The organism is Pseudonocardia parietis (genome assembly GCF_017876315.1).
Classification (GTDB): domain Bacteria; phylum Actinomycetota; class Actinomycetes; order Mycobacteriales; family Pseudonocardiaceae; genus Pseudonocardia; species Pseudonocardia parietis.
Genome location: NZ_JAGINU010000001.1, coordinates 581,372 through 604,110, shown reverse-complemented (window position 1 = coordinate 604,110; position 22,739 = coordinate 581,372). Strand labels below are relative to the sequence as shown.

General features: G+C 71.8%; 20 protein-coding genes. 4 read left to right on the top strand and 16 right to left on the bottom strand.

All coding sequences use genetic code 11. The features are described from left to right. Positions 1 to 39 precede the first annotated feature (39 nt). The 12 genes from JOF36_RS02900 to rpsF form a co-directional block, all read right to left on the bottom strand. Positions 40 to 1,635 carry a hydrogenase large subunit gene (locus tag JOF36_RS02900; protein ID WP_210024881.1) on the bottom strand — a complete coding sequence of 532 codons (1,596 nt, stop codon included), beginning with the start codon at positions 1,633 to 1,635 and terminating at the stop codon, positions 40 to 42. Beyond that, positions 1,632 to 3,212 carry a proton-conducting transporter transmembrane domain-containing protein gene (locus JOF36_RS02895; RefSeq protein ID WP_245350642.1) on the bottom strand — a complete coding sequence of 527 codons (1,581 nt, stop codon included), beginning with the start codon at positions 3,210 to 3,212 and terminating at the stop codon, positions 1,632 to 1,634. Before JOF36_RS02895 ends, JOF36_RS02900 begins: the two co-directional genes overlap by 4 nt. After that, positions 3,209 to 3,856 (bottom strand): hypothetical protein, encoded by a 648-nt coding sequence (locus tag JOF36_RS02890; protein WP_210035076.1) that lies wholly within the window; start codon positions 3,854 to 3,856, stop codon positions 3,209 to 3,211. The genes JOF36_RS02895 and JOF36_RS02890 overlap by 4 nt, the downstream gene beginning before the upstream one ends. A gap of 112 nt (positions 3,857 to 3,968) precedes the next feature. Further along, positions 3,969 to 4,916: a respiratory chain complex I subunit 1 family protein gene (locus tag JOF36_RS02885; RefSeq protein ID WP_210024880.1), complete on the bottom strand. Its 948-nt coding sequence runs from the start codon at positions 4,914 to 4,916 to the stop codon at positions 3,969 to 3,971. Further along, positions 4,913 to 6,964: a proton-conducting transporter transmembrane domain-containing protein gene (locus JOF36_RS02880; RefSeq protein ID WP_210024879.1), complete on the bottom strand. Its 2,052-nt coding sequence runs from the start codon at positions 6,962 to 6,964 to the stop codon at positions 4,913 to 4,915. The genes JOF36_RS02885 and JOF36_RS02880 overlap by 4 nt, the downstream gene beginning before the upstream one ends. Next, positions 6,961 to 7,323: an NADH-quinone oxidoreductase subunit B family protein gene (locus tag JOF36_RS02875; RefSeq protein WP_307862735.1), complete on the bottom strand. Its 363-nt coding sequence runs from the start codon at positions 7,321 to 7,323 to the stop codon at positions 6,961 to 6,963. The genes JOF36_RS02880 and JOF36_RS02875 overlap by 4 nt, the downstream gene beginning before the upstream one ends. 474 nt (positions 7,324 to 7,797) lie before the next feature. After that, entirely contained in the window at positions 7,798 to 8,124 is a 327-nt protein-coding gene (locus tag JOF36_RS02870; RefSeq protein ID WP_210035074.1) for an ArsR/SmtB family transcription factor, read from the bottom strand. A gap of 355 nt (positions 8,125 to 8,479) precedes the next feature. Then, entirely contained in the window at positions 8,480 to 11,128 is a 2,649-nt protein-coding gene (dnaB, locus tag JOF36_RS02865; protein WP_245350639.1) for a replicative DNA helicase, read from the bottom strand. Between the two features lie 646 nt (positions 11,129 to 11,774). Then, positions 11,775 to 12,221, bottom strand: coding sequence for a 50S ribosomal protein L9 (gene rplI, locus JOF36_RS02860; RefSeq protein WP_210024877.1), 447 nt, complete (start codon positions 12,219 to 12,221; stop codon positions 11,775 to 11,777). 17 nt (positions 12,222 to 12,238) lie between these two features. Next, entirely contained in the window at positions 12,239 to 12,475 is a 237-nt protein-coding gene (gene rpsR / locus JOF36_RS02855; RefSeq protein WP_010226886.1) for a 30S ribosomal protein S18, read from the bottom strand. A 50-nt stretch (positions 12,476 to 12,525) separates the two neighbouring features. Then, positions 12,526 to 13,110 (bottom strand): single-stranded DNA-binding protein, encoded by a 585-nt coding sequence (locus JOF36_RS02850; protein WP_210024876.1) that lies wholly within the window; start codon positions 13,108 to 13,110, stop codon positions 12,526 to 12,528. An 11-nt stretch (positions 13,111 to 13,121) separates the two neighbouring features. Further along, positions 13,122 to 13,436, bottom strand: a complete 315-nt coding sequence (gene rpsF, locus JOF36_RS02845) for a 30S ribosomal protein S6 (RefSeq protein ID WP_210024875.1) — start codon at positions 13,434 to 13,436, stop codon at positions 13,122 to 13,124. A 234-nt stretch (positions 13,437 to 13,670) separates the two neighbouring features. Between rpsF and JOF36_RS02840 the strand changes: the two genes are divergently transcribed. Further along, positions 13,671 to 14,444, top strand: coding sequence for a deoxyribonuclease IV (locus tag JOF36_RS02840; protein ID WP_210024874.1), 774 nt, complete (start codon positions 13,671 to 13,673; stop codon positions 14,442 to 14,444). A 2-nt stretch (positions 14,445 to 14,446) separates the two neighbouring features. On the opposite strand, the gene JOF36_RS02835 is transcribed toward JOF36_RS02840, so the two are convergent. From JOF36_RS02835 to JOF36_RS02820, 4 genes are all read right to left on the bottom strand, one after another. Continuing rightward, positions 14,447 to 15,124, bottom strand: a complete 678-nt coding sequence (locus JOF36_RS02835) for an NUDIX hydrolase (protein WP_210024873.1) — start codon at positions 15,122 to 15,124, stop codon at positions 14,447 to 14,449. A 46-nt stretch (positions 15,125 to 15,170) separates the two neighbouring features. Next, the gene (locus JOF36_RS02830; RefSeq protein ID WP_307862186.1) at positions 15,171 to 16,568 is read right to left on the bottom strand and encodes a glycosyltransferase family 87 protein; all 1,398 of its coding nucleotides are present in this window, start codon (positions 16,566 to 16,568) and stop codon (positions 15,171 to 15,173) included. 113 nt (positions 16,569 to 16,681) lie between these two features. Further along, a complete protein-coding gene (locus tag JOF36_RS02825; protein ID WP_307862185.1) occupies positions 16,682 to 19,273 on the bottom strand; it encodes a transglycosylase domain-containing protein in 2,592 nt (863 codons plus the stop codon). 135 nt (positions 19,274 to 19,408) lie between these two features. Further along, positions 19,409 to 19,807: a DUF5318 family protein gene (locus JOF36_RS02820; protein ID WP_210024872.1), complete on the bottom strand. Its 399-nt coding sequence runs from the start codon at positions 19,805 to 19,807 to the stop codon at positions 19,409 to 19,411. Positions 19,808 to 20,007: 200 nt separating this feature from the next. On the opposite strand from JOF36_RS02820, the gene JOF36_RS02815 reads away from it, so the two are divergent. The 3 genes from JOF36_RS02815 to JOF36_RS40675 all read left to right on the top strand — a co-directional run bounded on the left by JOF36_RS02815 (position 20,008) and on the right by JOF36_RS40675 (position 22,669). Then, a complete protein-coding gene (locus JOF36_RS02815; RefSeq protein WP_210024871.1) occupies positions 20,008 to 20,637 on the top strand; it encodes a PadR family transcriptional regulator in 630 nt (209 codons plus the stop codon). Position 20,638: 1 nt separating this feature from the next. Then, a complete protein-coding gene (locus JOF36_RS02810; RefSeq protein ID WP_210024870.1) occupies positions 20,639 to 21,718 on the top strand; it encodes an inositol-3-phosphate synthase in 1,080 nt (359 codons plus the stop codon). Positions 21,719 to 22,075: 357 nt separating this feature from the next. After that, positions 22,076 to 22,669 (top strand): C40 family peptidase, encoded by a 594-nt coding sequence (locus JOF36_RS40675; protein ID WP_210024869.1) that lies wholly within the window; start codon positions 22,076 to 22,078, stop codon positions 22,667 to 22,669. Positions 22,670 to 22,739 lie beyond the last annotated feature (70 nt).

Sequence of the window (22,739 nt, the reverse complement as noted above, 5' to 3'; positions counted from 1 at the left end):
GCGCCACGCCGGACCCGGGCACCGCCGGTGCGGCTGGGGTTAGAGGTCATTGCCGGCGTAGGACAGGTTGAAGCTCTTGTTGACCAGGGGAAAGTCCGGGACGATCGTGTCGGCCAGGGCGACGGGCAGGGCGGGCCAGTTGAAGAAGCTGGGGTCGACGACCTTCACCCGGCTCAGCCGGGCCGCACTGGTGATCTCCACCCGGTGCACGATGGTGCCGCGCCACCCTTCGACGATTCCCACCCCCGAACCGGCCGGCGGCCTGTGGTGGAAGAGGTCCTGGGCTGCTGCGGCGCTGTGGCGTCGCCCGTCGAGTTCGGCCAGCAGGGTGTGCAGGTACGCCACCGAGGCGGCGACTTCCTCCACCCGGACGTGGAAGCGGGCCAGTACGTCGCCACTGGTGTGCTCGTGTGTCGTCCGCGGCGGCGGCCCGCCCTCGCGGGCGGGGTGGTCGTGGCGGGCGTCGATGGTCAGGCCGCTGGCGCGCGCCACGTAGCCCAGCGCTCCGAGGTCGGTGGCTTGTGCCGCGGTGAGGACGGCGGTGCCGGCGAACCGGTCGTGGACCACGCTGTGGCCTGACGCGAGCGCGGCGATCTCGCGCACGTCCTCGGCGATCGCGGCGAGTTCGCTCGGCGCAGGTAGGTGGGCCACCGTGGCGCCCCCGGGGTAGATGGCGCCGCGAAGGAGCCGGTGCCCGGTCGTGTGGTCGTTGAGCCGCAGGAGCCGTTCGCGGACCCGGCCGGCGTGGGCGTGCAGGACGCCGTGGCCGACGTCGTTGCACAGTGCGCCGATATCGGTGACGTGGTTGTAGAGCCGCTCGAGTTCGACCACGACCTCGCGGAGCCGGTCGGCGTCGTCGTCGCAGCGCAGCCCGTAGGCGTCCTCGACCGCCCGGCAGTAGGCCAGCGTGTGGCCGGCGGAGGTGTCCCCGCTGATGCGTTCGGCGAGTGCGACACCCTCGGCAACCGAGCGGTCGGTGAACAGCTTCTCCAGGCCGCGGTGGACGAACCACAGCCGGGCTTTGAGGTTCAGGATGGTCTCGCCGACCACCGAGAACCGGAAGTGCCCGGGCTCGATCATGCCGGCGTGGATCGGGCCGACCGGGATCTCGTAGACCCCGGGCCCCTCCACGGTCCGGAACGGGTAGGGGCCGTCCTGGTCGCCGAACTCCGGGGCCGGGCCGGCCTCGGTCAGCATCGGATACCAGCCCTGGGGCCAGTGGAAGTGGCGGACCAGACGCCGCGGCAGCGGATGCCCTTCGGGCACGATGCCGAACAGGTCGCGCATCTCGCGTTCGAACCGGCCCGCGGCGAAGGACAGGGCGGCGATGCTGGGCACCCGCAGGTCCGTGCCGGCAAGGGACACCTGCAGCTCGACGCGGCGGTCCGGGTCGGACGCGGTGAACAGGTAGACCACCCGCAGGGGGCCGGTTCGAAGCAGCTCACTCGCGGCGGTGGCGCCCGGGTGCTCGCCGCCCGTGGGGTGCGAGTCGTCGTGGCCGGCGATCAGCGCGACCCGGTAGCCGGCCGCCAGGAGTTGCTCGGCGTGGCCGGGGACCTGATCGAGGCCCAGCCGCAGGACCCGTCGGCAGTGGCCGACCTCGGCGCCGGCCGTGCGGTCTGCGGGATGGCTCATGGTGCTCCTGTCACGACGGTGGCGGCGGCATCGAGCAGCGCGGACAGGGGGCCGAGCCCGATACCGAGGACAGCGCAGAGCGCCAGGGCCGCCGCGATCGGCGCAATCGCGGTAGCCGGCTGCGCGCGATCGGGGCGCCCGGTGAGGGTCACCGGGGCGGTGGCGGCACCGGGTGCGTCGCCGGGTGCACCGAGCAGCATGCGGCTGGTGTGGCCCAGCAGCGCGGCGGCGATGACGACCACCAGCGTGAATGCGGCCGCCACCGCCGGGCCCAGTCCCGCGGCCGCGCCGGCGCGGGCGATGGCGAGCTCGCTGGCGAACACGCTGAACGGGGGAAATCCGATCAAGGCCACGATCCCGACGCCGAAACATCCCGCCAGCGCCGGGGCCCGGGCCAGCAGCGCCCGCACCCCGGCGATACTGCTGGTCGCCGTGGCCTGCAGGATGTGTCCGGCGCTGAGGAACAGGCTGGACTTGACCAGGCCGTGGCCGAGCATGTGCAGCAGCACCGCGGCCATCGCCAGGTGGCTTCCCGCCGCCGCACCGAGCGCGAGCAGCGCCATGTGCTCGATGCTGGAATAGGCCAGCATCCGCTTGTAGTCGCGTTGCCCGAGCAAGGCGGTGGCGGCCAGCAGCAGCGACGCCAACGCGATCACGATGAGCAGGGTTCGGGCGAAGCCGACGCCCAACGCGGCGTCGGCGATCACTTTGACCCGCAGGATCGCCGAGAACGCGACCGCGAGCAGCACCCCCGACATCAGCGCCGAGACCGGGGCCGGGGCCTGGCTGTGCGCATCCGGTAGCCACGCGTGCATCGGGGCCAGACCCGCCTTCGTACCGAACCCGATGATCAACAGTATGACTGCGATCTGGGTGGTCCCGGGGTCCAGCGCGGCCGCGGTGTCGCTCAGCGCGGCCCAGTCCAGCCCGGCGCCCCGGCCGGCGTGTTGGGAAGCGTAGTTGAGCAGCAGGGCGCCCAGTAACGCCAGCGCGATCCCGGCCGAGCAGATCACGACGTACTTCCAGGCCGCCTCCACCGCCGCCCGGCTGCGGCGCTGGCCGACCAGGAACGCGGTGACCACCGTGGTGGCTTCGACCGCCACCCACATCAGCCCGAGATTCGCGGCGAGCACGGCCAGCGCCATCGTCGCCAGGAACAGCTGCACCAGCACGCAGTGGCGGGTGGCCGTGCGCAGGCTCGCCCGCCCCGCGGCGATCTCGCCGCGCAGATGCGCCGGGGTCCCCGCGGTCGCCACGGTGGCCACCACCCCGATCACCAGGAGCATGAACACACCGAGCGCGTCGGCGCGGAGCAGACCGGCGGCCCCGTCGACCGGGCCGGCGTCGAGCACCCGCATCGCCAGCACACCAGAGGTGATCACCATCAGCGCGGCGGTCGCCGCACCGACCCAGGCCGTCGCCCGGCGCCAGCCCGTCAGCCCGTAGACCGCCGCCGCCAGCACCGGCAACCCCATCGCGACGAGCAACACCGCCGTGCCGGGCAGCACCGCCGGATCCAGCGCGGCGCTATCGGGCGGGGCCAGCACGGCCTCGGCCGTGATCATCAACGTGCTCAATCCCGCAGCTCCTGCAACTCGTCGAGGTCGGTCCCGCCGAAGGCCTCGCGCATGCGGCCGGTGAGGATCCCCAGCACCAGGACCGCCAGCAGCACATCGAGCGAGACCCCCAGCTCGACCACGGGACTGACCCCGGCGGCGGTGAGGAACCCGACCGCGGTGACGCCGTTGTCCATCAGCAGGAATCCGATCAGCTGCGAGACCGCGCGGCGGCGGGTGACCATCACGAAGAACCCGATGAGCACCACCGCGACCCCCACCGGGATCGCCGCCGTCGCCGGTCCGGGCGCGAGCGCGGTCAGCGGTTGGGAGACCGCCAACGCGAGCAGCGTCAGCGCGGCGGCGGCCAGCAGCGAGGCGGCCACGTTGAGCAGCGGGCGGGTCTCGCGCTGGGTGGGTCCGGCCGCGGCCAGCGAGCGCCGCAACAGATACGGCAACAGTCCCGCCCGCAAGACCAGCACCCCGATGGCCACGACCGCCAGCTCCAGTGAGGACTGCTCGACGGCCAGCAGGCCGACCAGCCCGGCCAGGGCGAGGCCTTGCACCATGAGCACCCGGGTGATCACCGCCAGCTCGCGTCGCCAGAGCACCAGCACCGCGCAGAGCAGGATCACCCCCGCGGTCAGACCGATCAGCTGCACCATCACCTGTGCCCTCCCTGCCGGTAGGTTCCGCGCCCCGCGCTGCGCAGCACGGCGAGCACCCGGCGCCCGGCCGGCGCGCGGTCGACGGCCGCCCCGCCTGGACTGGTCGCGGTCATGCCAGCAGGTACGAGGTCGTCACGGCCAACAACGCGAGCAGGAACGACCCGGCCAGCAGCTCGGGCACCCGGAACAGACGCAGCTTGGCCAGGAACACCTCGCCCACCGCCAGTGCCGCACCGAGCACAGCGATCTTCACCGCGATCGCGGCCACGCCGCCCAGCACCGCCCAGGGTGCGGTCGAGGTCGCCACCCCCCATGGGGTGAACAACGTGGCCCACAGGCCGAGGAACACCGTCAGGCGCATCCACGACGCCAGCTCGACCAGGGCCAGGTCCGGTCCGGCGTACTCCAGGGTCAGCGCCTCGTGGATCATCGTCAGCTCGAGGTGGGTCGCCGGGTTGTCCACCGGCAATCGACCCGTCTCGGCGATGACCGCCACCCCCAGCGCCACCGCCGCGAGCAGCCCGGCCGGGGACAGCACCCGGGTCGGGTCCTGCACCGCCGCAGCCACGATGTCGGCCAGGTTCGTCGACCCCACCGGCACCGACAACGCGAAGATCGCGACCAGCAGTGTCGGCTCGACCAAGGCCAGGACCGTGATCTCCCGGCTGGCACCCATCCCCCCGAACGCGGTGCCGACATCCAGACCGGCCAGCACCAGCGCGACCGCGCCCAGGGCCAGCAGCCCCACCACCACGAACAGGTCCGCCCCCGCGCGGGGCACCGCCGCGGTCGACACGAACGGCACCACGGCCACGACCGCCACCGCGGTGGCCACCATGACCAGCGGTGCGATCGCGAAGACCTCGCTGGTGCCCACCGCTCTCATCGGCGGGCGGCGCAACAGCTTGCGCAGGTCCCGCCACGGCTGCAGCACGCCCGCGCCGGCCCGGCCCTCCAGGCGGGCCCGCAGCTGGCGCATCATCCCGACCAACAGCGGCGCGCCGGCGAGCACCAGCGCGACCTGCAACAGCGCGACGAGCACACCGGCCACGCTCACCACGACACCACCACCAGCACCACGAACAGCAGGCACACGCTCACGAAGCCATAACCCAGATAGCGGTGCACACTTCCCGTGGCCACCCACGCGCCCGCCCGGGCCCACCAGCGGGCCCCGCGCAGGATCGGTCCGTAGAGCCGGTGCTCGACCCGATCGGCCACCCAGAGCCGGTAGTTGACCGCCTCCACCAGGTACCGCGACTCGCGGTGGTGGGTGACCTCGACGTCGTGCTCGGGCTGGATCACGTTGTCGAACACCCGCTGCAGCGGCTCCGCGAACGAGGTCGCGGTGTATTCCATCCGCGACGACAACGGGCCGGCGCCGCAGTCCCACAGCCGCGTCCGCACCCGGGCCCGCCGCGCCAGCAGCATCCGCACCAGCCCCGCGGTGGCCAGGATCGCGCCGAGCACCACCGCGGCCACCAGCAACGGTGACAGGGCCCCGGTGAACCCGTCCAAGCCCACCAGTAACGGCTCGGCCGAGACCGGGACCCTCGAGCCGAACAGCGAAGCGCTGACCGCGCCCACCGCGGGCAGCACCAGCACCGGCGCCACACCCAGCCCCACACAGCCCACGGCGGCCAGCCCCATGCCCACCGACATCGCGATCGGGCCCTCGTGCGCCCCGGCAGCCGCGGCCGAGCGCGGGCGGGCCAGGAAACCGACCCCGAACGCCTTCACGAACGTCGCCACCGCCAGCCCTGCGGTCAACGCCACCGCGGCCACCGCCACCGGCATCACGATCGCGGTCGCCACGCCGCCGACGGTGAATCCGTGCACCAGCGCCTGCAACAGCAGCCACTCACTGACAAACGCCGGCCCCAGCGGCAACGCCGACCCCGCGAACGCGCCCACCCCGAACAGCAGCGTCGTCGCCGGCATCCGAGCGCGCAGCCCCCCGAGCGCGTCGAGATCGCGGGTGCCGGTGGCGTGCAGGACCGAGCCGGCCGCCTCGAACAGCACCGTCTTGAACGCCGCATGGTTGATCACGTGCAGCAGGGCCGCGGTCATCGCCAACCCCGCGAGCACACCGTCTCCGGCCTCGGCGAACAGGCCCGCCGCCCCGACCCCGACCAGGACCAGCCCCATGTTCTCCGTTGTCGAGAACCCGAGCAGCCGTTTGACATCCGAGCTCATCGCGGCCTGCAGGATCCCGTAGATCGCCGACAGCCCGCCCGCGACCAGTACCAGCAGCCACCACCACCGCGCCCCGCCGTGGAGCAGGTCCAGACCGAACCGGGCGATCCCGTACACGCCCATCGTCACCATCGCCGCCGACATCAGCGCCGAGACATGCGACGGCGCCTCGGGGTGCGCGCGCGGCAGCCAGGCGTGCAGCGGAACGATGCCGGCCTTTGACCCGAACCCGACCAACAGCAACACGAACACCAGCCCCGACAGCGGAGTCGGCACCTGCCCGGCCTGCTCGCGGATCTGGGCGAACCCGTCGCCGGTGAGCGAACCCAGCACAACCAGGGCGAGCAGGATCGCCACGAACCCCAGGTGGGTCATCACCGCATACCAGCGCCCCGCCGAGGCGACCTGCTCGCCGCGCCGATGCTCCGCCAGCACCAACAGCAGCGACGTCACCGCCATGAACTCCCAGCACACCAGGAACGCACCGATGCCCGCGGCCGCCGGCACCAACAGCATCGACGCCACGAACAGCGGCAACATCATCGACACCGTCCGCGACGAATCCACGCCGCGCCGGGTGTAGCCGACCGCATACACCCCGGCGCTGACCGCCACAGCCCCGACCACCCCGATGAACACCCCGCCCAGCGGGTCGACGACCAACCCCATCCCGGACAACGGCAGCAACCCCGGCAACTCCAGGCTCCAGCCGCGCCCCACCGACCCCGCCAGCCCGTCGCCCGCGCCCCGGATCGCCGCGAGACCGGCCACGACCGCGGCCACACCGGTCAGCGCCGTCCCGCCGCCCGACACCACTGCCCGGCCGCGGCGTGGGACCACCAGCGCGACCAGTGCCGTGACCACCGCGGTCCCCAACGCGGCAGCCAGTCCGGCAGCGACGGTGCTCATCGACCGGTGAGCGTGCGCAACGCCTCGACGATGGCCTCCGGGCGCGGCGGGCACCCGGCCACCTCGACATCGACCGGGACGACATCGCCCACCGCCCCGACCACCCCGTACGCGTCCGCGAACACGCCGCAGTTGCGGGCACAATCCCCCAGCGCCACCACCAGCGTGGGGTCCGGCACCGCCTCATAGGCCCGCGTGAGTGGCTCAGCCATGTTCCGCGTCACCGGCCCGGTGACCACCAGCGCGTCCGCGTGCCGGGGCGAGGCGACCAAACGGGCGCCGTAGCGCTCCGCGTCATACACCGGCCCGAACACCGAGCCGAGCTCCACCTCACACCCGTTACAGGAACCGGCGTCCACGTGCCGGATCTGCACCGACCCGCCCAACGGGCCGGCAGCAGCCGGTGCCGGTGCGGTCGGGCGCGGGGGCGCCGGCTCGGCGGAAACCCCCAACCGCCGGATCCTGCGCCACAGAGCCCGCACTCTCCACCCCACCTTTCGTCCTCACTCGCCGGATCGGCGCTCCGACCCACCGGCACAGCCGCCCCCAGGCACCGCACGCTCGGCCGCGCGGGACGAGCGGCAACCGGACACGACGTGCGCCGGATCGAATACACCGAACCAATAGGTGCAGAATTTAGCAACTCTGCAGAGCGCGGGCCGCATATGCCCCTGATCACATCAGCGGCGCGAGTGCACCGGTCTGCCGCCGCGGCCGGCGGCACAGATGACAGCAAGCTCGGACGGGCCGGCCCTCGTGCCGCCTGCCACACCCGCAGAGAGCCACGAACGGTGGCCGCTTCATCGCCTCTCCGGCGAGCGACCGCGTCCCGGTCAGGACGTGCGGAGGTCCTCGAGGAGTTCTATCTGCCCCGCCAGCACACCGGTCAAGATCGACCGCGCCACCGCCATCAGCTGGGACACCTCGGGACTGGTCAGCGAGTAGTGCACCGCCGAGCCCTCTTTGCGGGTCCGGACCAGCCCGGCGCGGCGCAGCACAGCCAGCTGCTGGGACAGGTTCGCCGACTCCACATCGATCTCGCCCAACAGCTCCGACACCGCGTGCTCACGAATGCTGAGCAACTCCAGGACCCGGATCCGGACCGGGTGGCCAAGGGTCTTGAAGAACTCCGCCTTCGCCTGATAAAGGGGCCGCGCCATCTCGGGCGCCCCCACTGCCCGCCCCTTCGCCACGACGCCTCCGCTCGACCTCAAGTCCTCATCCACCCGGGCGCGCTCTCGGAGCAGCCTCCCATGCTTGCAGATCTTAGCAACTGCAGAACTCACGATGCAGCCTCGAGGAGGATCGGCACACAGGGCGGCGATCGTCCGGCACGGTCACCGCCGAGGTCACGGCAAGGCGCACCACCTTCCGCCGCTGCGACGACGCAGAGGGTTCAGCGTATCCCCAGCACGACTTGCCCGCTGACCAACGTGACGACCCCGGGAATTGGGGGTAGAGCTCGCGACCGGTGGCCGGGAAGGATCTGTCGATCCTCTTACGTGATTGGCCACATTAGCCGTGCGCGAGGTCGGAGAAGCGACTGTAGTGCAGCTGGTGCGCGACGGTGATCGTCGTGGTCGGGCCGTTACGGTGCTTGGCCAGGATCAGGTCCGCCTCCCCGGCCCGCGGGTCGTCCTGCTCGAACGCGTCCGGGCGGTGCAGCAGGACCACCATGTCGGCGTCCTGCTCGATCGAACCCGACTCACGCAGGTCGGACAGCATCGGCCGCTTGTCGGTGCGCTGCTCGGGACCACGGTTCAGCTGGCTCATCGCGACCACCGGGACCTCGAGCTCCTTGGCCAGGAGCTTGATCTGCCGGGAGAACTCCGAGACCTCCTGCTGGCGGGACTCGACCTTGCGGCCCGAGGTCATCAGCTGCAGGTAGTCCAGGATGATCAGCTTGAGGCCGTTGCGCTGCTTCAGCCGACGCGCCTTGGCCCTGATCTCCATCAGCGTCAGGTTCGGCGAGTCGTCGATGTAGAGCGGCGCCTCGGAGATCTCCGACATCCGCCGCGCCATCCGGGTCCAGTCCTCGTCGGACATCCGACCGGCGCGCATGTCGGCCAGCCGGATCCGGGCCTCCGCAGAGAGCAGACGCATCACGATCTCGGACTTGCTCATCTCCAGCGAGAAGAACGCGCTGGTCATGCCGTTGCGGATCGAACACGACCGGGCGAAGTCCAGGCCAAGGGTCGAATTGTGCGTCGGAATCATGGATCGACCGGCGAGGTAGAGGTGATCACCAGCGGTGACCTCGACACAGCGAACGGGAACGCTTTCGACTCGACGCACGTCCACGATGTAACGGGGATGCTCCCGGTGAGTGTGCTCAGCGGCCCGTTCCTTGTGCACCCGGCGCTTTCGTTCCAGACGGAAGACGTCGTCAGAGGTGGTGAAGTTCAGCGTGTAGGCAACCGAGCTCGACGGGCGACGCCCGGCGACGTTCTTCGTGGTCATCGAGCAGCGGTAGCCGAGTCCGATGACGAGTTCGGCCACGTCCTCGGCGAGCCGAGCGCTGGTCACCGTGAACTGCAGGTTGCCGGTCGATGTGACCGTGCCGTCGGTATCCATCAGGCCCGCCAGCAGTGCCCTCCGCTGATGTGCCCCCGACCGCTGGTAGGCGACCGGAATGTGCTTCTGCCCGAGTACCCCCGCGGACCGCAGCAGTCCCTGAACCGTCCCGTGCTCGGCGTGGCACGTCGCGCAGCGCCGCAACCCGCTCGATGGTGAACCGCAGTCCGGGCAAGCGGGAGGGCCGACGGGCGCGGACAGGAACCGGACGCGGCCGCCACACGATCTACCGCAGGTTCGGACCTGACTGGTACGGGGCAGGAACGGCGATCCGCAGACCTCGCACAGCCGCGTCGGGACGGCATCGACATCGGGCAGCCTTACGCCGTAACGACGGTCGGGCAACCGGACGACGCGGTACCCATCCTGCTCGACATACTCGGCGATCTCCGGGTCGTCGGAGGTGAACGAGGCCGATGCGCTGGTTCCGTCACCCAACCACACGCCGAGGGTGTACGGGGCGATCAGCAGTTCACGCTCGGGCAGCTGCAACGGCTCGGTCAGCGCGACCGAGTGGTTCGCGCGCCGATCGGCCGTCTCGCAGCGGACCGTGGCCGCGATCTGCTCGGTCGTCCGGACCCCCGGACCGACTTCTGACGCGACACCGCGCGCTCGGGCCTCCTGCCGCGCCCGCCGGCTCGCCCGGGTCTCGGTGAGCCATTGGTGTTGTGCGTCGGCGGTCAGGACCGAGCCGTCGGAGAACTCGACCTCGTAACACGGTCGTCCGTGCATGATCTCGGTGACTGCAGCAATGCGGGTCGGGCACCCGTCCGCGCCGAGCAGCATGTCGCCGACGAGGACCTCGCCCATCGTGGTCCAGCCCTGCGGGGTGGGGAGCGGGGTGTCGAGGGCCAGCGCCTTGCCCAACCCGGGCCTGGCCGCGACGACGACCATCTGCCCGGGGTGCAGACCGTTGGTGACCGCGTCGAGGTCGGCGAACCCGGTCGGCACGCCCGAGGACATCCCGCCGCGGGAGGCGATCGCGTCGATCTCGTCCATCGTCGGCTGGAGGAGCTCCTCCAGCACGGTGTAGTCCTCGGTCGTGGTCCGCTCGGTGACCTCGTAGATCGCGGCCTGGGCCCGGTCCACCACCTCGTCGACCTCGCCGCCCTCGGACCCGTGGTAACCGAGCTGCACGATCCGGGTCCCGGCCTCCACCAGGCGCCGCAGGATCGCCTTCTCGCCGACGATCTCGGCATAGTAGGCGGCGTTCGCCGCGGTCGGCACCGTCGCGATCAGGGTGTGCAGATACGGCGCGCCACCGAGGCGCACCAGCTCGCCACGCCGCTGCAGCTCCGCCGACACGGTCACCGCGTCGGCCGGCTCACCGCGGCCGTAGAGGTCCAGGACCGTCTCGTACACGGTCTGGTGGGCGGGCCGGTAGAAGTCCTCCGGCCGTAGCACCTCGACCACGTCGGCGATCGCGTCCTTGCTCAGCAGCATGCCGCCGAGCACCGACTGCTCCGCCGTGAGGTCCTGCGGCGGCTGACGGTCGAACACACCGTTCCCGCCCCCGCCGGAGCTCTCGGCCTGCTCGCCGTCGCGAACGGCTCGAGGCCGTCCGGCGGGACGGTCGTCCGTCAGAGCCATACGCAGCGTCACCCCCGGTGGACCAGCATACCGAACACACGTTCGATGCGCGAGCGATGGTCACTCGCCCGCGCGAATCTTCCGTGATCTCCCGTTCCGGCGGCGCGCCCGCCGGTCCGCGTGTCGCGCGGGTGCGTGCGGGTGCTCCTCATCGGGCCGGTGCGACCGAGGCTAGGCCGCCGGGCGCCGACACCCAAACCGCTCTGGTGATCGACATGGGGATGACCTGTGCACGAACACCGCCCATCCCGGGACCGTGCTGTGGACACCCTGGGGACAACCACACAGGAAAGGCCGAATGCGCAGGTCAGCACCCTGTGACAAGCTGTGGACAACTTTCCCCTGGCGTGTCGTCGCACGCCTGCACCGGCGTGTCGGGCCGCGGTGCCCACCGTTCGCCGTCCGGCGCGTCCACAGCCCCGCCCGACGAGCCGGCCGTCACCCCGCCGGCCTGCCGGCCACGCGCCGGGGGGACCGCTGACCGGCCGGCCGGACCCGCTCGAGGTGCCGGTTCGCGACTCCGCCGGGCGACCGGCTCCCGATTCCGCGGCCGGGAGCGGACAGACGAAAGGGCGGTGCCCGGAGCACGAGGCTCCGGGCACCGCCCTGACTACGCTCAGTGGTCGATCGACCACCGAAATCGTGTTCAGCCCGCGACGACCGCGATCGACAGCTCGGTGGTGACCTCCGGGTGCAGGCGGACCTGCACCTGGTGCTTGCCGAGTGTCTTGATGTGGCCGGGGACGTCCACGGTGCGCTTGTCGAGCGCCGGGCCGCCTGCCGTCTTGACGGCGTCGGTGACCGCAGCCGGCGTGACCGAACCGAACAGGCGGCCGCTGTCGCCGGCCTTGGCCTGGACGGTCACGTTCAGGTTCTTCAGCTGCGAGTCGACCTGCTGGGCGTGGCCCAGGTCGCGGATCTCGCGGGTCTTCTGCGCCCGGCGGATCTGCTCGACCTGCTTCTCGGCGCCACGGGTGGCGACGACCGCGAGCTTTCGCGGCAGCAGGTAGTTACGGCCGTAGCCGTCCTTGACCTCGACGATGTCGCCCGGCGCGCCCAGGTTCGGGACGTCGGCGTTGAGGATGAGCTTCATGTGCGGTCTCCTCCCCGTCAGCGAGCGGTCGAGGTGTAGGGCAGCAGGGCGACCTCACGGGAGTTCTTCACCGCGACGGCGACATCCCGCTGGTGCTGGCGGCAGTTGCCGGTCACCCGACGGGCACGGATCTTGCCGCGGTCGGAGATGAACTTCCGCAGCAGGCCGGTGTCCTTGTAGTCGATCGGCTGTGCCTTGTCCTTGCAGAATGCGCAGACCTTCTTCTTAGGCTTGCGCACGATGGCCTTGGCCATGGTGGTGCTCCTGGGGTCGATCACCGCCCGTCACGGGCGGCGGGGATGGATCAGAAGGGGGGCTCGTCGTCGGACGCCGCTCCGCTGCCTGCGGGCGGGGCCGAACCCCAGGGGTCGTCATAGCCGCCGCCACCGGAGTTGCCGCCGCCGGAGTTGCCACCACCGGAGTTACCTCCGCCGGAGCCACCACCCTGCGGGCCGCCACCGAAGCCACCGCCGCCGTCGTAGTTGCCGCCACCACCGCCGCCGAAGCCGCCGGAGCCACCGCCCCGACTGACCTTGTTGACCTTGGCTGTGGCGTAGCGGAGCGAGGGGCCGACCTCGTCGACCTCCATCTCCACGACGGTGCGCTTCTCGCCCTCACGGGTCTCGAAGGACCGCTGACGGAGACGTCCCTGCACCACGACCCGCGCACCGCGGGTCAGCGACTCGGCGACGTTCTCCGCCGCCTGGCGCCAGATGTTGCAACGCAGGAACAGCGCCTCGCCGTCCTTCCACTCGCCGGACTGGCGGTCGAAGGTGCGCGGCGTCGACGCGACGGTGAAGTTGGCGACCGCGGCGCCGGAGGGCGTGAACCGCAGCTCGGGATCGGCCGTCAGGTTGCCCACGACGGTGATCACGGTCTCGCCGGCCATCAGAACCCCTCTCAGCCGGCGGCGGGCGCCGGCGTGCGGGTGACGTCCTTGCGCATCACCTTGGTGCGCAGGACGGACTCGTTCAGACCCAGCTGGCGGTCCAGCTCGCTGACGGTGGCCGGCTCCGCGTCGATCTCGACGACCGCGTAGATGGCCTCTGCCTGCTTCTTGATCTCGTAGGCCAGCCGGCGCTTGCCCCAGATCTCGATCTTCTCGACCGATCCGCCGTCGCTCTTCACGACGGTGAGGAACTGCTCCAGGGACGGCTGCACGGTGCGCTCGTCCAGGCTGCCGTCGAGGATGACCATGACCTCGTAGTGACGCATGAGAACACTCACCTCCTATGGACTCGAAATCGGTCACGGCCCGGTGGCCGTGACAGGAGGTTCTCAGTGCCCCCCGACAAGTCTCCGGCGCGACCGTGGCCGCGTGCGGGACTGCGGGGAACCGGGTCAGGCTACCAACCACGATCGAGGCCCCGACCTGCGGGTACGGCCCGGCGGCGGTGCGGACCCGACCGGCGGGGGTTCGCTGTCGGGGGTCCTCGCTACCGTGCTCGCATGCAGATCGGGGCACACGTCCGGGACGCCGAGGACCCGCTGGCCGCGGCCGGGGAGGTGGGCGCCGAGGTGATCCAGCTCTTCCTGTCCGACCCGCAGGGCTGGAAGAAGCCGCCACCGCATCCGCGGGCGGCGGAGCTGGCCGGCTCGGACGTCGCGGTCGTGGTGCACGCCCCGTACACCGCGAACGTCGCGTCGACGAACAACCGGATCCGGATCCCGTCGCGCAAGATCGTGGCGCAGCACCTGGCCGGCGCGGCCGAGGTCGGCGCGTTCGGGCTGGTCGTACACGGCGGCCACGTCACGGCGGGCGAGGACCCGGCCACCGGGGTGGACAACTGGCGCAAGTTCGTCGAGCGCCACGCCGGCGAGCACGGTTTCGACGTGCCGATCCTGATCGAGAACACCGCGGGCGGTGACAACGCGATGACCCGCCGGTTCGACGCGCTGGGCCGGCTGTGGGATGCGGTCGGCGAGTTCGGTGTCGGGTTCTGCCTGGACACCTGCCACGCGTTCGCCGGCGGGGAGGAGCTCGCCGGGATCGTCGAGCGGGCGAAGGCGATCACCGGCCGGATCGACCTGATCCACCTGAACAACTCGCGCGACCCGTTCGACTCCGCACGGGACCGGCACGCCAACATCGACTCCGGGACGATCCCGCCGGACGAGCTGGCCGGCATCGTCGCCGAGGCGGGCGCGCCGGTGGTCGTGGAGACGCCGGCCGAGGGTCAGGCCCGCGACATCGCCTACCTGCGCGAACACGCCCCCGCGTAGCCCTACCTCCAGGCGAACACCGGCTGCTCGAGGTGCGCCACCCGGGTCGCGCGGCCGTGCAGCACGACCTCGCGGAACTGGTGCAGCACCGCGCCGGTCGGGGCGTGCACGTAGCGGTCGAACAGCGGCACCTGGATCACCGGCGCGTCGGACTCGGGGATGCTCAGGAACCGCGGCTCACGGTCGATCTCGGCGAGCGCGGGCCGGTGCAGCTCGGCGACCTCGGCCGGGTTCGGCACCGGTTCCCCGGTGCCGCCCGCCCACAGCACGACGGGCGTGATCACGTAACCGGAGCGGGTGGGGTAGTCGTCGAGCAGGCCGAGCACCCGGTCGGGCCCGAGCTCGAGCCCGATCTCCTCGGACACCTCGCGCCGGCCTGCCTGCTCGGCCGACTCGCCGGCGTCGATCCGGCCTCCGGGCAACGCCCACTGCCCGGAGTGCGCACGCAGCGACCGGGCCCGCCGGGTCAGGACGAAGGCGACCTCGTCGGCCAGCGCCCCGTCGCCGGTCGCCCCGGGGACCGGCAGCAGCGTCATGGTGACGGCCGCGGGCCGCTTCCCGATCCGGTCGGCGTCGGACGCGGTGTGCCTCTGGTCGTCCGGGAGCACGCTCAGTGCCGCCCGCACCCGCTCACACAGTCGCTGCTCCACCGCGGCCGAGACCACCACACCGTCGCCCATGGCCCGATCCTCGCGCACTCCGGTGCCGGTGGGGCCGCCGCTCTCGTCACACCGGAGCCGGTGAGCGGGGCCCGCGCGGCCACACCGGATCCGGATCACACGCGGGATCGGGCTCCGACCGCCACATCTGCCGCACCACGAGCACGCACAACCCGACGACCACGGCGTCCCGGATCAGCACGGTCACCAGGAACGGCTCCATCGGCAGGCCCTTGTTCTCCACGCCGAGGTACTGGTACATCCGCGGCACCCAGACCAGCGCGTCGACCGCCATCCAGGCCAGCAGCAACCGCCAGCGCGGCAGCGCGAGCACCGCGAGCGGGACCAGCCACAACGAGTACTGCGGGCTCCACACCTTGTTGATCAGCAGGAACGCCGCGACCATCAGGAAGCCCAGCTCAGCGACCGCCGGCGGCCGCGGGGCCCGTAGCGCGAGCAGCGCGATCGCGGCGAACGCCAGCGCCATCAGCACGAACGTGACGGTGTTGAGGACCGTCGGCGGGGCGCCGTCGGCGAGCTGCCCGTCGAACCCCGCCCAGCCGGTGAACCAGCTCAGCGAGAACCAGATCGAGTCCGGATCGGCCGGCCGCTCCTGGTTGAGCCGGAAGAACTCGGACCAGCCGCGCGGCCAGGCCAGCGCGACAGGCAGGTTCACCGCCACCCAGGCCGCGATCGCCGCCCCGGTCGCCCAGGCCGCGCGGCCCACGCCGCCGGTGGACCGTCGTCGCCACCCGACCAGCAGGATGGGCAGCAGCAACAGCGCCGGATAGAGCTTCGCCGCGGCACCGAGCCCGATCAGTACGCCCGCCCACCCCGGCCGGTCCCGCCGCAGGGCGAGCAGGGCACCCGTCGCGAACGCGACGGCGAGCGCGTCGAAGTTGGTGAACACGTGCACCAGCGCCAGCGGGGACAGCGCGACCAGTGCGGCGTCCCACGGGCGTTCCGGGCGGAGCATCAGCACCGCCCAGACGACCACCAGCCAGGCGGCCGCCAGCCAGAACACCGTCACATCGAAGTAGACGACGACGTCCAGCGCGGTCGGCAGCGGCAGCTGACCCGCCAGCCACTGCCAGCCGTCGGTGAGCTGGGCGTTAAGGTACTGGAAGAACCCGGTGAGCACCGGATACTCCATGTAGCGCTCGACCCGGGTGCCGTCGGATCCGGTCTCGAACCAGGCGTCGCGGTAGGGGACACCGTCGTCGGCGAGGCCCTCCAGCCCGTAGAGCGGAACGGTGTCGGAGTAGCACATCGCCACGTACTGGCGGCTGTCACGCCAGTCGAGTGCGGGCACGCCGTCGGCGGTGCGGTACTCCTGCAGGCAGGCGGCCTTGCCGAGCCAGCTCAGCGTCAGCACGACGACGGCGAGCAGCAGGACCACCCGCAGCGGGGTCCAGTACCGGGCCCGGCCGACGAGCGCGTGCCTGCCGAGCGGGCCGCCGATCACCCGGCCGGCCGAGCGTGCGAGCGGCTCGGTCCAGCTCGGGACGACCCGGCCGGTCGGGCCGTCGCCGGGACGCGACCCCGCGCGGGAGACGGTGCCGGGACGGCCGGCTCGGGTCAGTTGCCCGCTCCGTCCGGATCAGCGCCGTCGGCCCGGTCGCGCCCGGGGTCGGCGCCACGGTCCTCCTCGCCGCCGGAGCCCTCGTCACCGCTGTCGGGGGACGAGCCGTCGCCCTCGTCGGAGGAGCCGCCGTCACCGCCGGAGTCGCCCCGGTCCCGGTCACGCTCGCGGTCACGATCGCGCTCGCGGTCCCGCTCGGAGTCGCGGTCGTCCGAGCCACCGTCGTCCTCGCGCTCGCGGCTCGGCTCGGTGCTCTGCTCGCCCGACGGCTCCCCGGACTCCTGGTCGCCACCGGTGGACGCCTCGCGGGCCGGTGCCTGGCCGATCGGCTCGAAACCGGAGAACTGCTCGACGGGGGTACCGCGCAGGACGTCGTTCATGAACGACTGCCAGATCGACCCCGGCAGCATCCGGCCGTAGATCGGCCGGCCGGCCGAGTTCCGGATCGGGCTGTTGTCGTCGGTCCCGACCCAGACGGCTGTGGACACCGACGGCGTGTATCCGACGGTCCAGGCGTCGTTGTTCTGGCCCTCCATGGCGCTCTGCACGGTGCCGGTCTTGGCCGCGACCGGGCGGCCGCCACTCAGCCCGATCCGCGACGAGCTCGCCACGTCGGTCATCGACTCGGTCACGTTGCGCGCGACCTCCGGATCCATGACCTGCTGACCGCTGTCGGTGCTGCCGCGGTCGTAGATGACCCGGCCGTCGCTGGCGGTGACCCTGGAGACCAGGAACGGGTCACGCTTCATGCCGTCCGCGGCGAACGTCGCGTAGGCGGACGCCATGTCCTCCGGGTGCACCTCGCGGTCGCCCAGCGAGATGCCGCCGGTCGGGTTCGGCAGGAGGTCGGCCGGGATGCCCGCCTGGTGCGCGGCCTCGGCGACCTTCGCCGGGCCGACGTCGAGACCCATCCGGTAGAAGACCGTGTTGATCGACTTGGTCATCGCCTCCTTGACCGAGCACCGGCCGCAGCTGACGCCCTCGGAGTTGGTGACCTTCGTACCGGCCAGGGTCTGCGGGCTGGACCCGTCGTAGGTCGCGCCGAGTCCGATCGGTTCGGGTGCCTGGAGCGCGGCGGCGAGCACGAACGGCTTGAACGACGACCCGGGCTGCTTGAGCACGGCCGCGTAGTCGAGGCCGACACCGTTCTCGCCGCCGTAGTAGGCGAGAACCGCACCGCTCTTCGGGTCCACCGACACCAGCGACGAGCGCAGCTTCTCCGGCTGGTCCTCCATGGACTTCCGGATCGCCTCGGCCGCCTGTTCCTGGGCCTTCGGGTCGATCGTCGTCGAGATGGTCAGGCCCTGCGTGTTGATCTCCGTCTCGGAGATCCCGAGCTGCTCCAGCTCGGCCCGGGCCGCGTTGTAGATGTGGCCCCGGTCGTCCCCGGGGATACCGCCGCCCTGGTTGGCCGAGGCGTCCTGCCACTGCGGGAACTGCTGCCGCGCGCGGTCGGCCTGGGTCATCCAGTTCTGCGCCACCATGCCGTCGAGCACGAAGTTCCAGCGCTGCTGCGACATCTCCAGGTTCTTGGCCGGGTCCCAGCGCGACGGCGACTGGATCAGGCCGGCGAGCATCGCGCCCTCGGACGGCTGCAGGTCCGACACGTTCTTGCCGAAGTACGCCTCGCTGGCCGCCTGCACACCGTAGGCACCGCGGCCCAGGTAGATCGCGTTCAGGTAGTTCTCCAGGATCTGTTCCTTGGTCATCTCCTTGGAGATCTTCGCTGCGAGCACGACCTCGCGGAACTTCCGGAACAGCGAGTTCTGGTCGTTACCGGTGGTCACCTTGATGTACTGCTGGGTGATCGTCGAGCCACCGCCGCTGCCGCCGGTGAGCTGGTTGAGCACCGCGCGGGCGATGCCGGTGATGTCGAAGCCGGGATTGGAGAAGAAGGTGCGGTCCTCCGCGGCGAGCACCGCCTGCCGGACGGGCACCGGCACCTGGTCCAGCGGGACGCTGATCCGGTTGACGTTGTCCGGCCGGACGGTCGCGAGCGGGGAGCCGTCGGCATAGTTGAACGTCGCGACCTGGGTGACCGCGATGTCGTCGGCGCTGGGCACCGGGAACACCAGCCAGCCGATCGCGAACGCGACCAGCGGGCCGATGATCGCCACGCCGGCGGCGGCGAACACCCACTTCCGGATCCGGCGGCGGCGCGCCGAGGGGGGCGGCCCCTCGCCCGCACCGCCGTCCGGACCCGCGCGCCCGGCGCGCTCCGGCGCCGCGGCCGCGATCTCCGTGCGCGGCGGGCCGGGGTACTGCGAGGTCTGCGGGGACTGCTGCCGGGCGGGGCCGGGCCGGGAGACCGGCCCGAAGTGGCCGACCCCGGAGTCGTCGTGGGTCAGCAGCGGCGGCGGGGACTGCGGGACCGGCCGCGGTGGTGGCGGGGGCGGCGGGGGCGGCCCGGACGGTCCCGGCCGGCCACCCGGCGCCGGACGTCCGTTCGGCGGTCCGGGAGGTGGCGGCGGTGGCGGGCCGGGGCGCCGCGGCCCCGCGCCGGGACGGGGAGCCGGCGGGGGGAGCGGGCGGCCGGGGGGCGGGGGGCCGGGCGGCGGGGTGCGCCGGGGGTCACGCTCGTCGTTCACCGGGCGGCTCCGTGGGGTGCGGTCTCGCTGGTCCACCGGCGGCCGGGCCTGGGGTGCCCGGGACGGCGGCGGGGGTCCGTTCTCGCTCTCGGGCCGTGGACACGGCCCGGGCCGACCCGGGTTTGCGGGTCGGGGTCATCCGTCCGCGGTCCTGCGTCCGCGGCCCGGGCGACGACCGGTGCCGAGGACGAACGACCGGACCAGATGGTTCCAGCCACAGCTGCGGCACACCTCGACCACGTGCACCGTGAACTCGGCGTGATGGTCGGCCAGCTGTTCCAGGTCCTCGGCGGACCGGGCCGAGCCGGACACGTGCCGCAGGCTCTCACCGAACACCCAGGAGACCTGGGCGAGCGGTTCCTTGCGGCACATCGGGCAGGTCTGTTCGACCGTCCTGCCGTGGAACCGGGCGGCGCGATGCAGATAGGCACCGGCGTCGCACACCTCCTCCGGACCGACCCGACCGGCGCGGACGTCGGCCAGCAGCGCGCGCCGCTGCAGGGCGTAGTCCACCACCTGTCGCGGGCTGAGCACCGTGCCAGGGTACGCCCGACCGTGGGTCGGACCCAGCCGCATCCCACCAGGACACGCGGTTCCGGCCCAGGTGGCGGCGCCGACCCGGGGCATCGCGCTCTGTGATGACGATCATTCGGTGCGCGCTCCGATGTATCGAACCGATATGATCCGACCCGATCGGCCCGGGGTCCGGGTTCTGGTGACGAGGAGGGTGCACCGTGCTGGAGTTCGCCGTTCTCGGCCTACTCCAGGAGGCCCCGCTGCACGGGTACGAGCTGCGCAAGCAGCTCGGGCGCCGGCTGGGTGGCTTCCGGGCATTCTCCTACGGGTCGCTGTACCCGGCGCTGCGCAGGCTGGTCCGGGCCGGGCTCATCGCGGAGACCGGCGACCACGACCTCGCGGGGGCGGCCTGGTCCCGGCGCGGGCGCCGGGTCTACCGGATCACCGCCGAGGGCAAGGAGCGGTTCGCCGAGATTCTCGACGAGGCGGGGCCACAGGCGTGGGAGGACGGAAGTTTCGGCGTCCATCTGGCGTTCTTCTCCCGGACGCCCGCGGAGACCCGGATCCGCATCCTCGAAGGCCGCAGGCGGACCGTGGAGGAACGCCGGGACGGGCTGCGCAGTGTGCTGAACCGGACCGGGGAACAGATCGACCGCTACACCCGCGAGCTGCACCGCCTCGGGTTGGAGAGCTCCGAGCGCGAGGTGCGCTGGCTGAACGAGCTGATCGCCGCCGAGAACGCCGAACGGTCCGGCGGTCAGGACCAGACCATCACCGGCGACGACGCCGGAACGGACGAAGGCCCGGGTCATCGGGCACGACAGGACGAGACAACAGGAGGAGCCTGACATGAGCCAGGTTCGGGTCGCGGTCGTCGGCGTGGGCAACTGCGCGGCGTCGCTGGTGCAGGGTGTCCACTACTACGCGGACGCCGACCCGTCGGCCAAGGTCCCCGGCCTGATGCACGTGGACTTCGGCGGCTACCACGTCCGGGACGTGACGTTCGTGGCCGCGTTCGACGTCGACGCCAAGAAGGTCGGTCACGACCTCGCCGACGCCATCGCGGCCAGCGAGAACAACACGATCAAGATCGCCGACGTTCCGCCGCTCGGGGTGACCGTGCAGCGTGGACCGACCCTTGACGGGCTCGGGCGGTTCTACCGCGAGACGATCACCGAGTCCGACGACGAGCCGGTCGACGTCGTGCAGGTCCTGCGCGACACCGGCGCCGACGTCCTGGTCTCCTACCTGCCGGTCGGCAGCGAGGATGCGGACCGGTTCTACGCCCAGGCCGCGATCGACGCCGGGGTCGCGTTCGTGAACGCGCTGCCGGTGTTCATCGCCTCCGACCCGGAGTGGGCGGAGAAGTTCCGCGCGGCCGGGGTCCCGATCGTCGGTGACGACATCAAGTCCCAGGTCGGCGCGACCATCACCCACCGGGTGCTGGCCAAGCTGTTCGAGGACCGCGGCGTGCAGCTGGACCGGACGATGCAGCTCAACGTGGGCGGGAACATGGACTTCCTGAACATGAAGGAGCTGGAGCGGCTCGAGTCCAAGCGGGTCTCCAAGACCCAGTCCGTGACCTCCCAGGTGGACCGGGACATGGGCAAGGGCAACGTGCACATCGGTCCGTCCGACTTCGTGTCCTGGCTGGACGACCGCAAGTGGGCCTACGTGCGGCTGGAGGGCCGGGCGTTCGGCGACGTGCCGCTGAGCCTGGAGTACAAGCTCGAGGTCTGGGACTCGCCGAACTCGGCCGGGATCATCATCGACGCCGTCCGCGCTGCCAAGATCGCCAAGGACCGCGGCGTCGGCGGCCCGATCCTGTCGGCGTCGAGCTACTTCATGAAGTCCCCGCCGGAGCAGTACCGCGACTCCGAGGCGCGGGACAAGGTGGAGGCGTTCATCCGCGGCGAGATCAACGACTGATCCGTTCCGCTCCATCGACCGGCCCGGCCGGTGACCTCGCAGGTCACCAGCCGGGCCGTCGCCTTTCCGGGGCGGGACGTTCCCGATCCGGAATCTTCTCGGAATTGTTCGTGAGCGCTGTCATGGTATAAATGTGCGCTGGGTCATTTATCTGACCGATATCTGTTCGTAATGTGCCGGACGGCCTTGTGCTACCTCCGCCCAACCGGGGTGGGGGGTGCAGGGTCACCGCCGGGCGACGACGCGGGCGGGTGCCACAGCCGTCGGCTCGTCGTCCCCACGACGTGCGAGCTCCCCAGTCCGAGGCCCGCGCATCCGCTCCCCGACCCCGGTGGTGCAACTCCCCGAGGAACTCCCGTGCCCCAGCGTCCCACCGCTCAGGCGCTCCGCGTCGCGATCGTGGCCACCACCGCGGCCGCGGCCGCCGCCCTGTCCGTGCTCCCCGCCGCCATCGCGGCGCCCGCCCCGGACGCCGCCCCGGCCTCTGCCGCCACGGTGACCCGTGACGTCGCGCCGGCCGCCAACGTTCTCCCCGCCGCAACCGGCCCGGCCGCCCAGAACGTCGCCGCCGCGGCGCAGGCCGCAGCCCCGGCCGCCCAGGCCACGGCCGTGCGCAGCAGCGCGCTGTCCACCGCGATGGCGCAGATCGGCAAGCCCTACAGCTGGGGCGCCACCGGCCCGAGCGCCTTCGACTGCTCCGGCCTGGTCAGCTACGCCTACGAGAAGGCGGGCAAGGATGTCCCGCGTAACAGCAAGGCGCAGGCGGGCGTCGGCACCAAGGTGTCGAAGTCGAGCCTGAAGCCGGGCGACCTGGTCTTCTTCTACAAGCCGGTCAGCCACGTCGGTATCTACGCCGGCGGTGGGAAGATCGTGCACGCCTCCACCAGCGGAGAGCCGGTGAAGGTGTCCGACATGGACTCGATGCCGTTCAACTCCGCGCGCCGCATCTGAGTACCGACCCCCGGTAAGACCGCCCGGCCTCGTGCTGACGGCTCGACCGGCCTCGCTCCGCCACGCGCGG

Coding starts and splice junctions, on each gene's coding strand:
- JOF36_RS02880 (WP_210024879.1), bottom strand. CDS start 6,964: ATGAGCACCGTCGCTGCCGGACTGGCTGCCGCGTTGGGGACCGCGGTG.
- rplI (WP_210024877.1), bottom strand. CDS start 12,221: ATGAAGCTCATCCTCAACGCCGACGTCCCGAACCTGGGCGCGCCGGGC.
- JOF36_RS02890 (WP_210035076.1), bottom strand. CDS start 3,856: ATGGTGCAGCTGATCGGTCTGACCGCGGGGGTGATCCTGCTCTGCGCG.
- JOF36_RS02850 (WP_210024876.1), bottom strand. CDS start 13,110: ATGGCCGGCGAGACCGTGATCACCGTCGTGGGCAACCTGACGGCCGAT.
- JOF36_RS02900 (WP_210024881.1), bottom strand. CDS start 1,635: ATGAGCCATCCCGCAGACCGCACGGCCGGCGCCGAGGTCGGCCACTGC.
- JOF36_RS02840 (WP_210024874.1), top strand. CDS start 13,671: ATGCAGATCGGGGCACACGTCCGGGACGCCGAGGACCCGCTGGCCGCG.
- JOF36_RS02870 (WP_210035074.1), bottom strand. CDS start 8,124: ATGGCGCGGCCCCTTTATCAGGCGAAGGCGGAGTTCTTCAAGACCCTT.
- rpsF (WP_210024875.1), bottom strand. CDS start 13,436: ATGCGTCACTACGAGGTCATGGTCATCCTCGACGGCAGCCTGGACGAG.
- dnaB (WP_245350639.1), bottom strand. CDS start 11,128: ATGGCTCTGACGGACGACCGTCCCGCCGGACGGCCTCGAGCCGTTCGC.
- JOF36_RS02810 (WP_210024870.1), top strand. CDS start 20,639: ATGAGCCAGGTTCGGGTCGCGGTCGTCGGCGTGGGCAACTGCGCGGCG.
- JOF36_RS02835 (WP_210024873.1), bottom strand. CDS start 15,124: ATGGGCGACGGTGTGGTGGTCTCGGCCGCGGTGGAGCAGCGACTGTGT.
- rpsR (WP_010226886.1), bottom strand. CDS start 12,475: ATGGCCAAGGCCATCGTGCGCAAGCCTAAGAAGAAGGTCTGCGCATTC.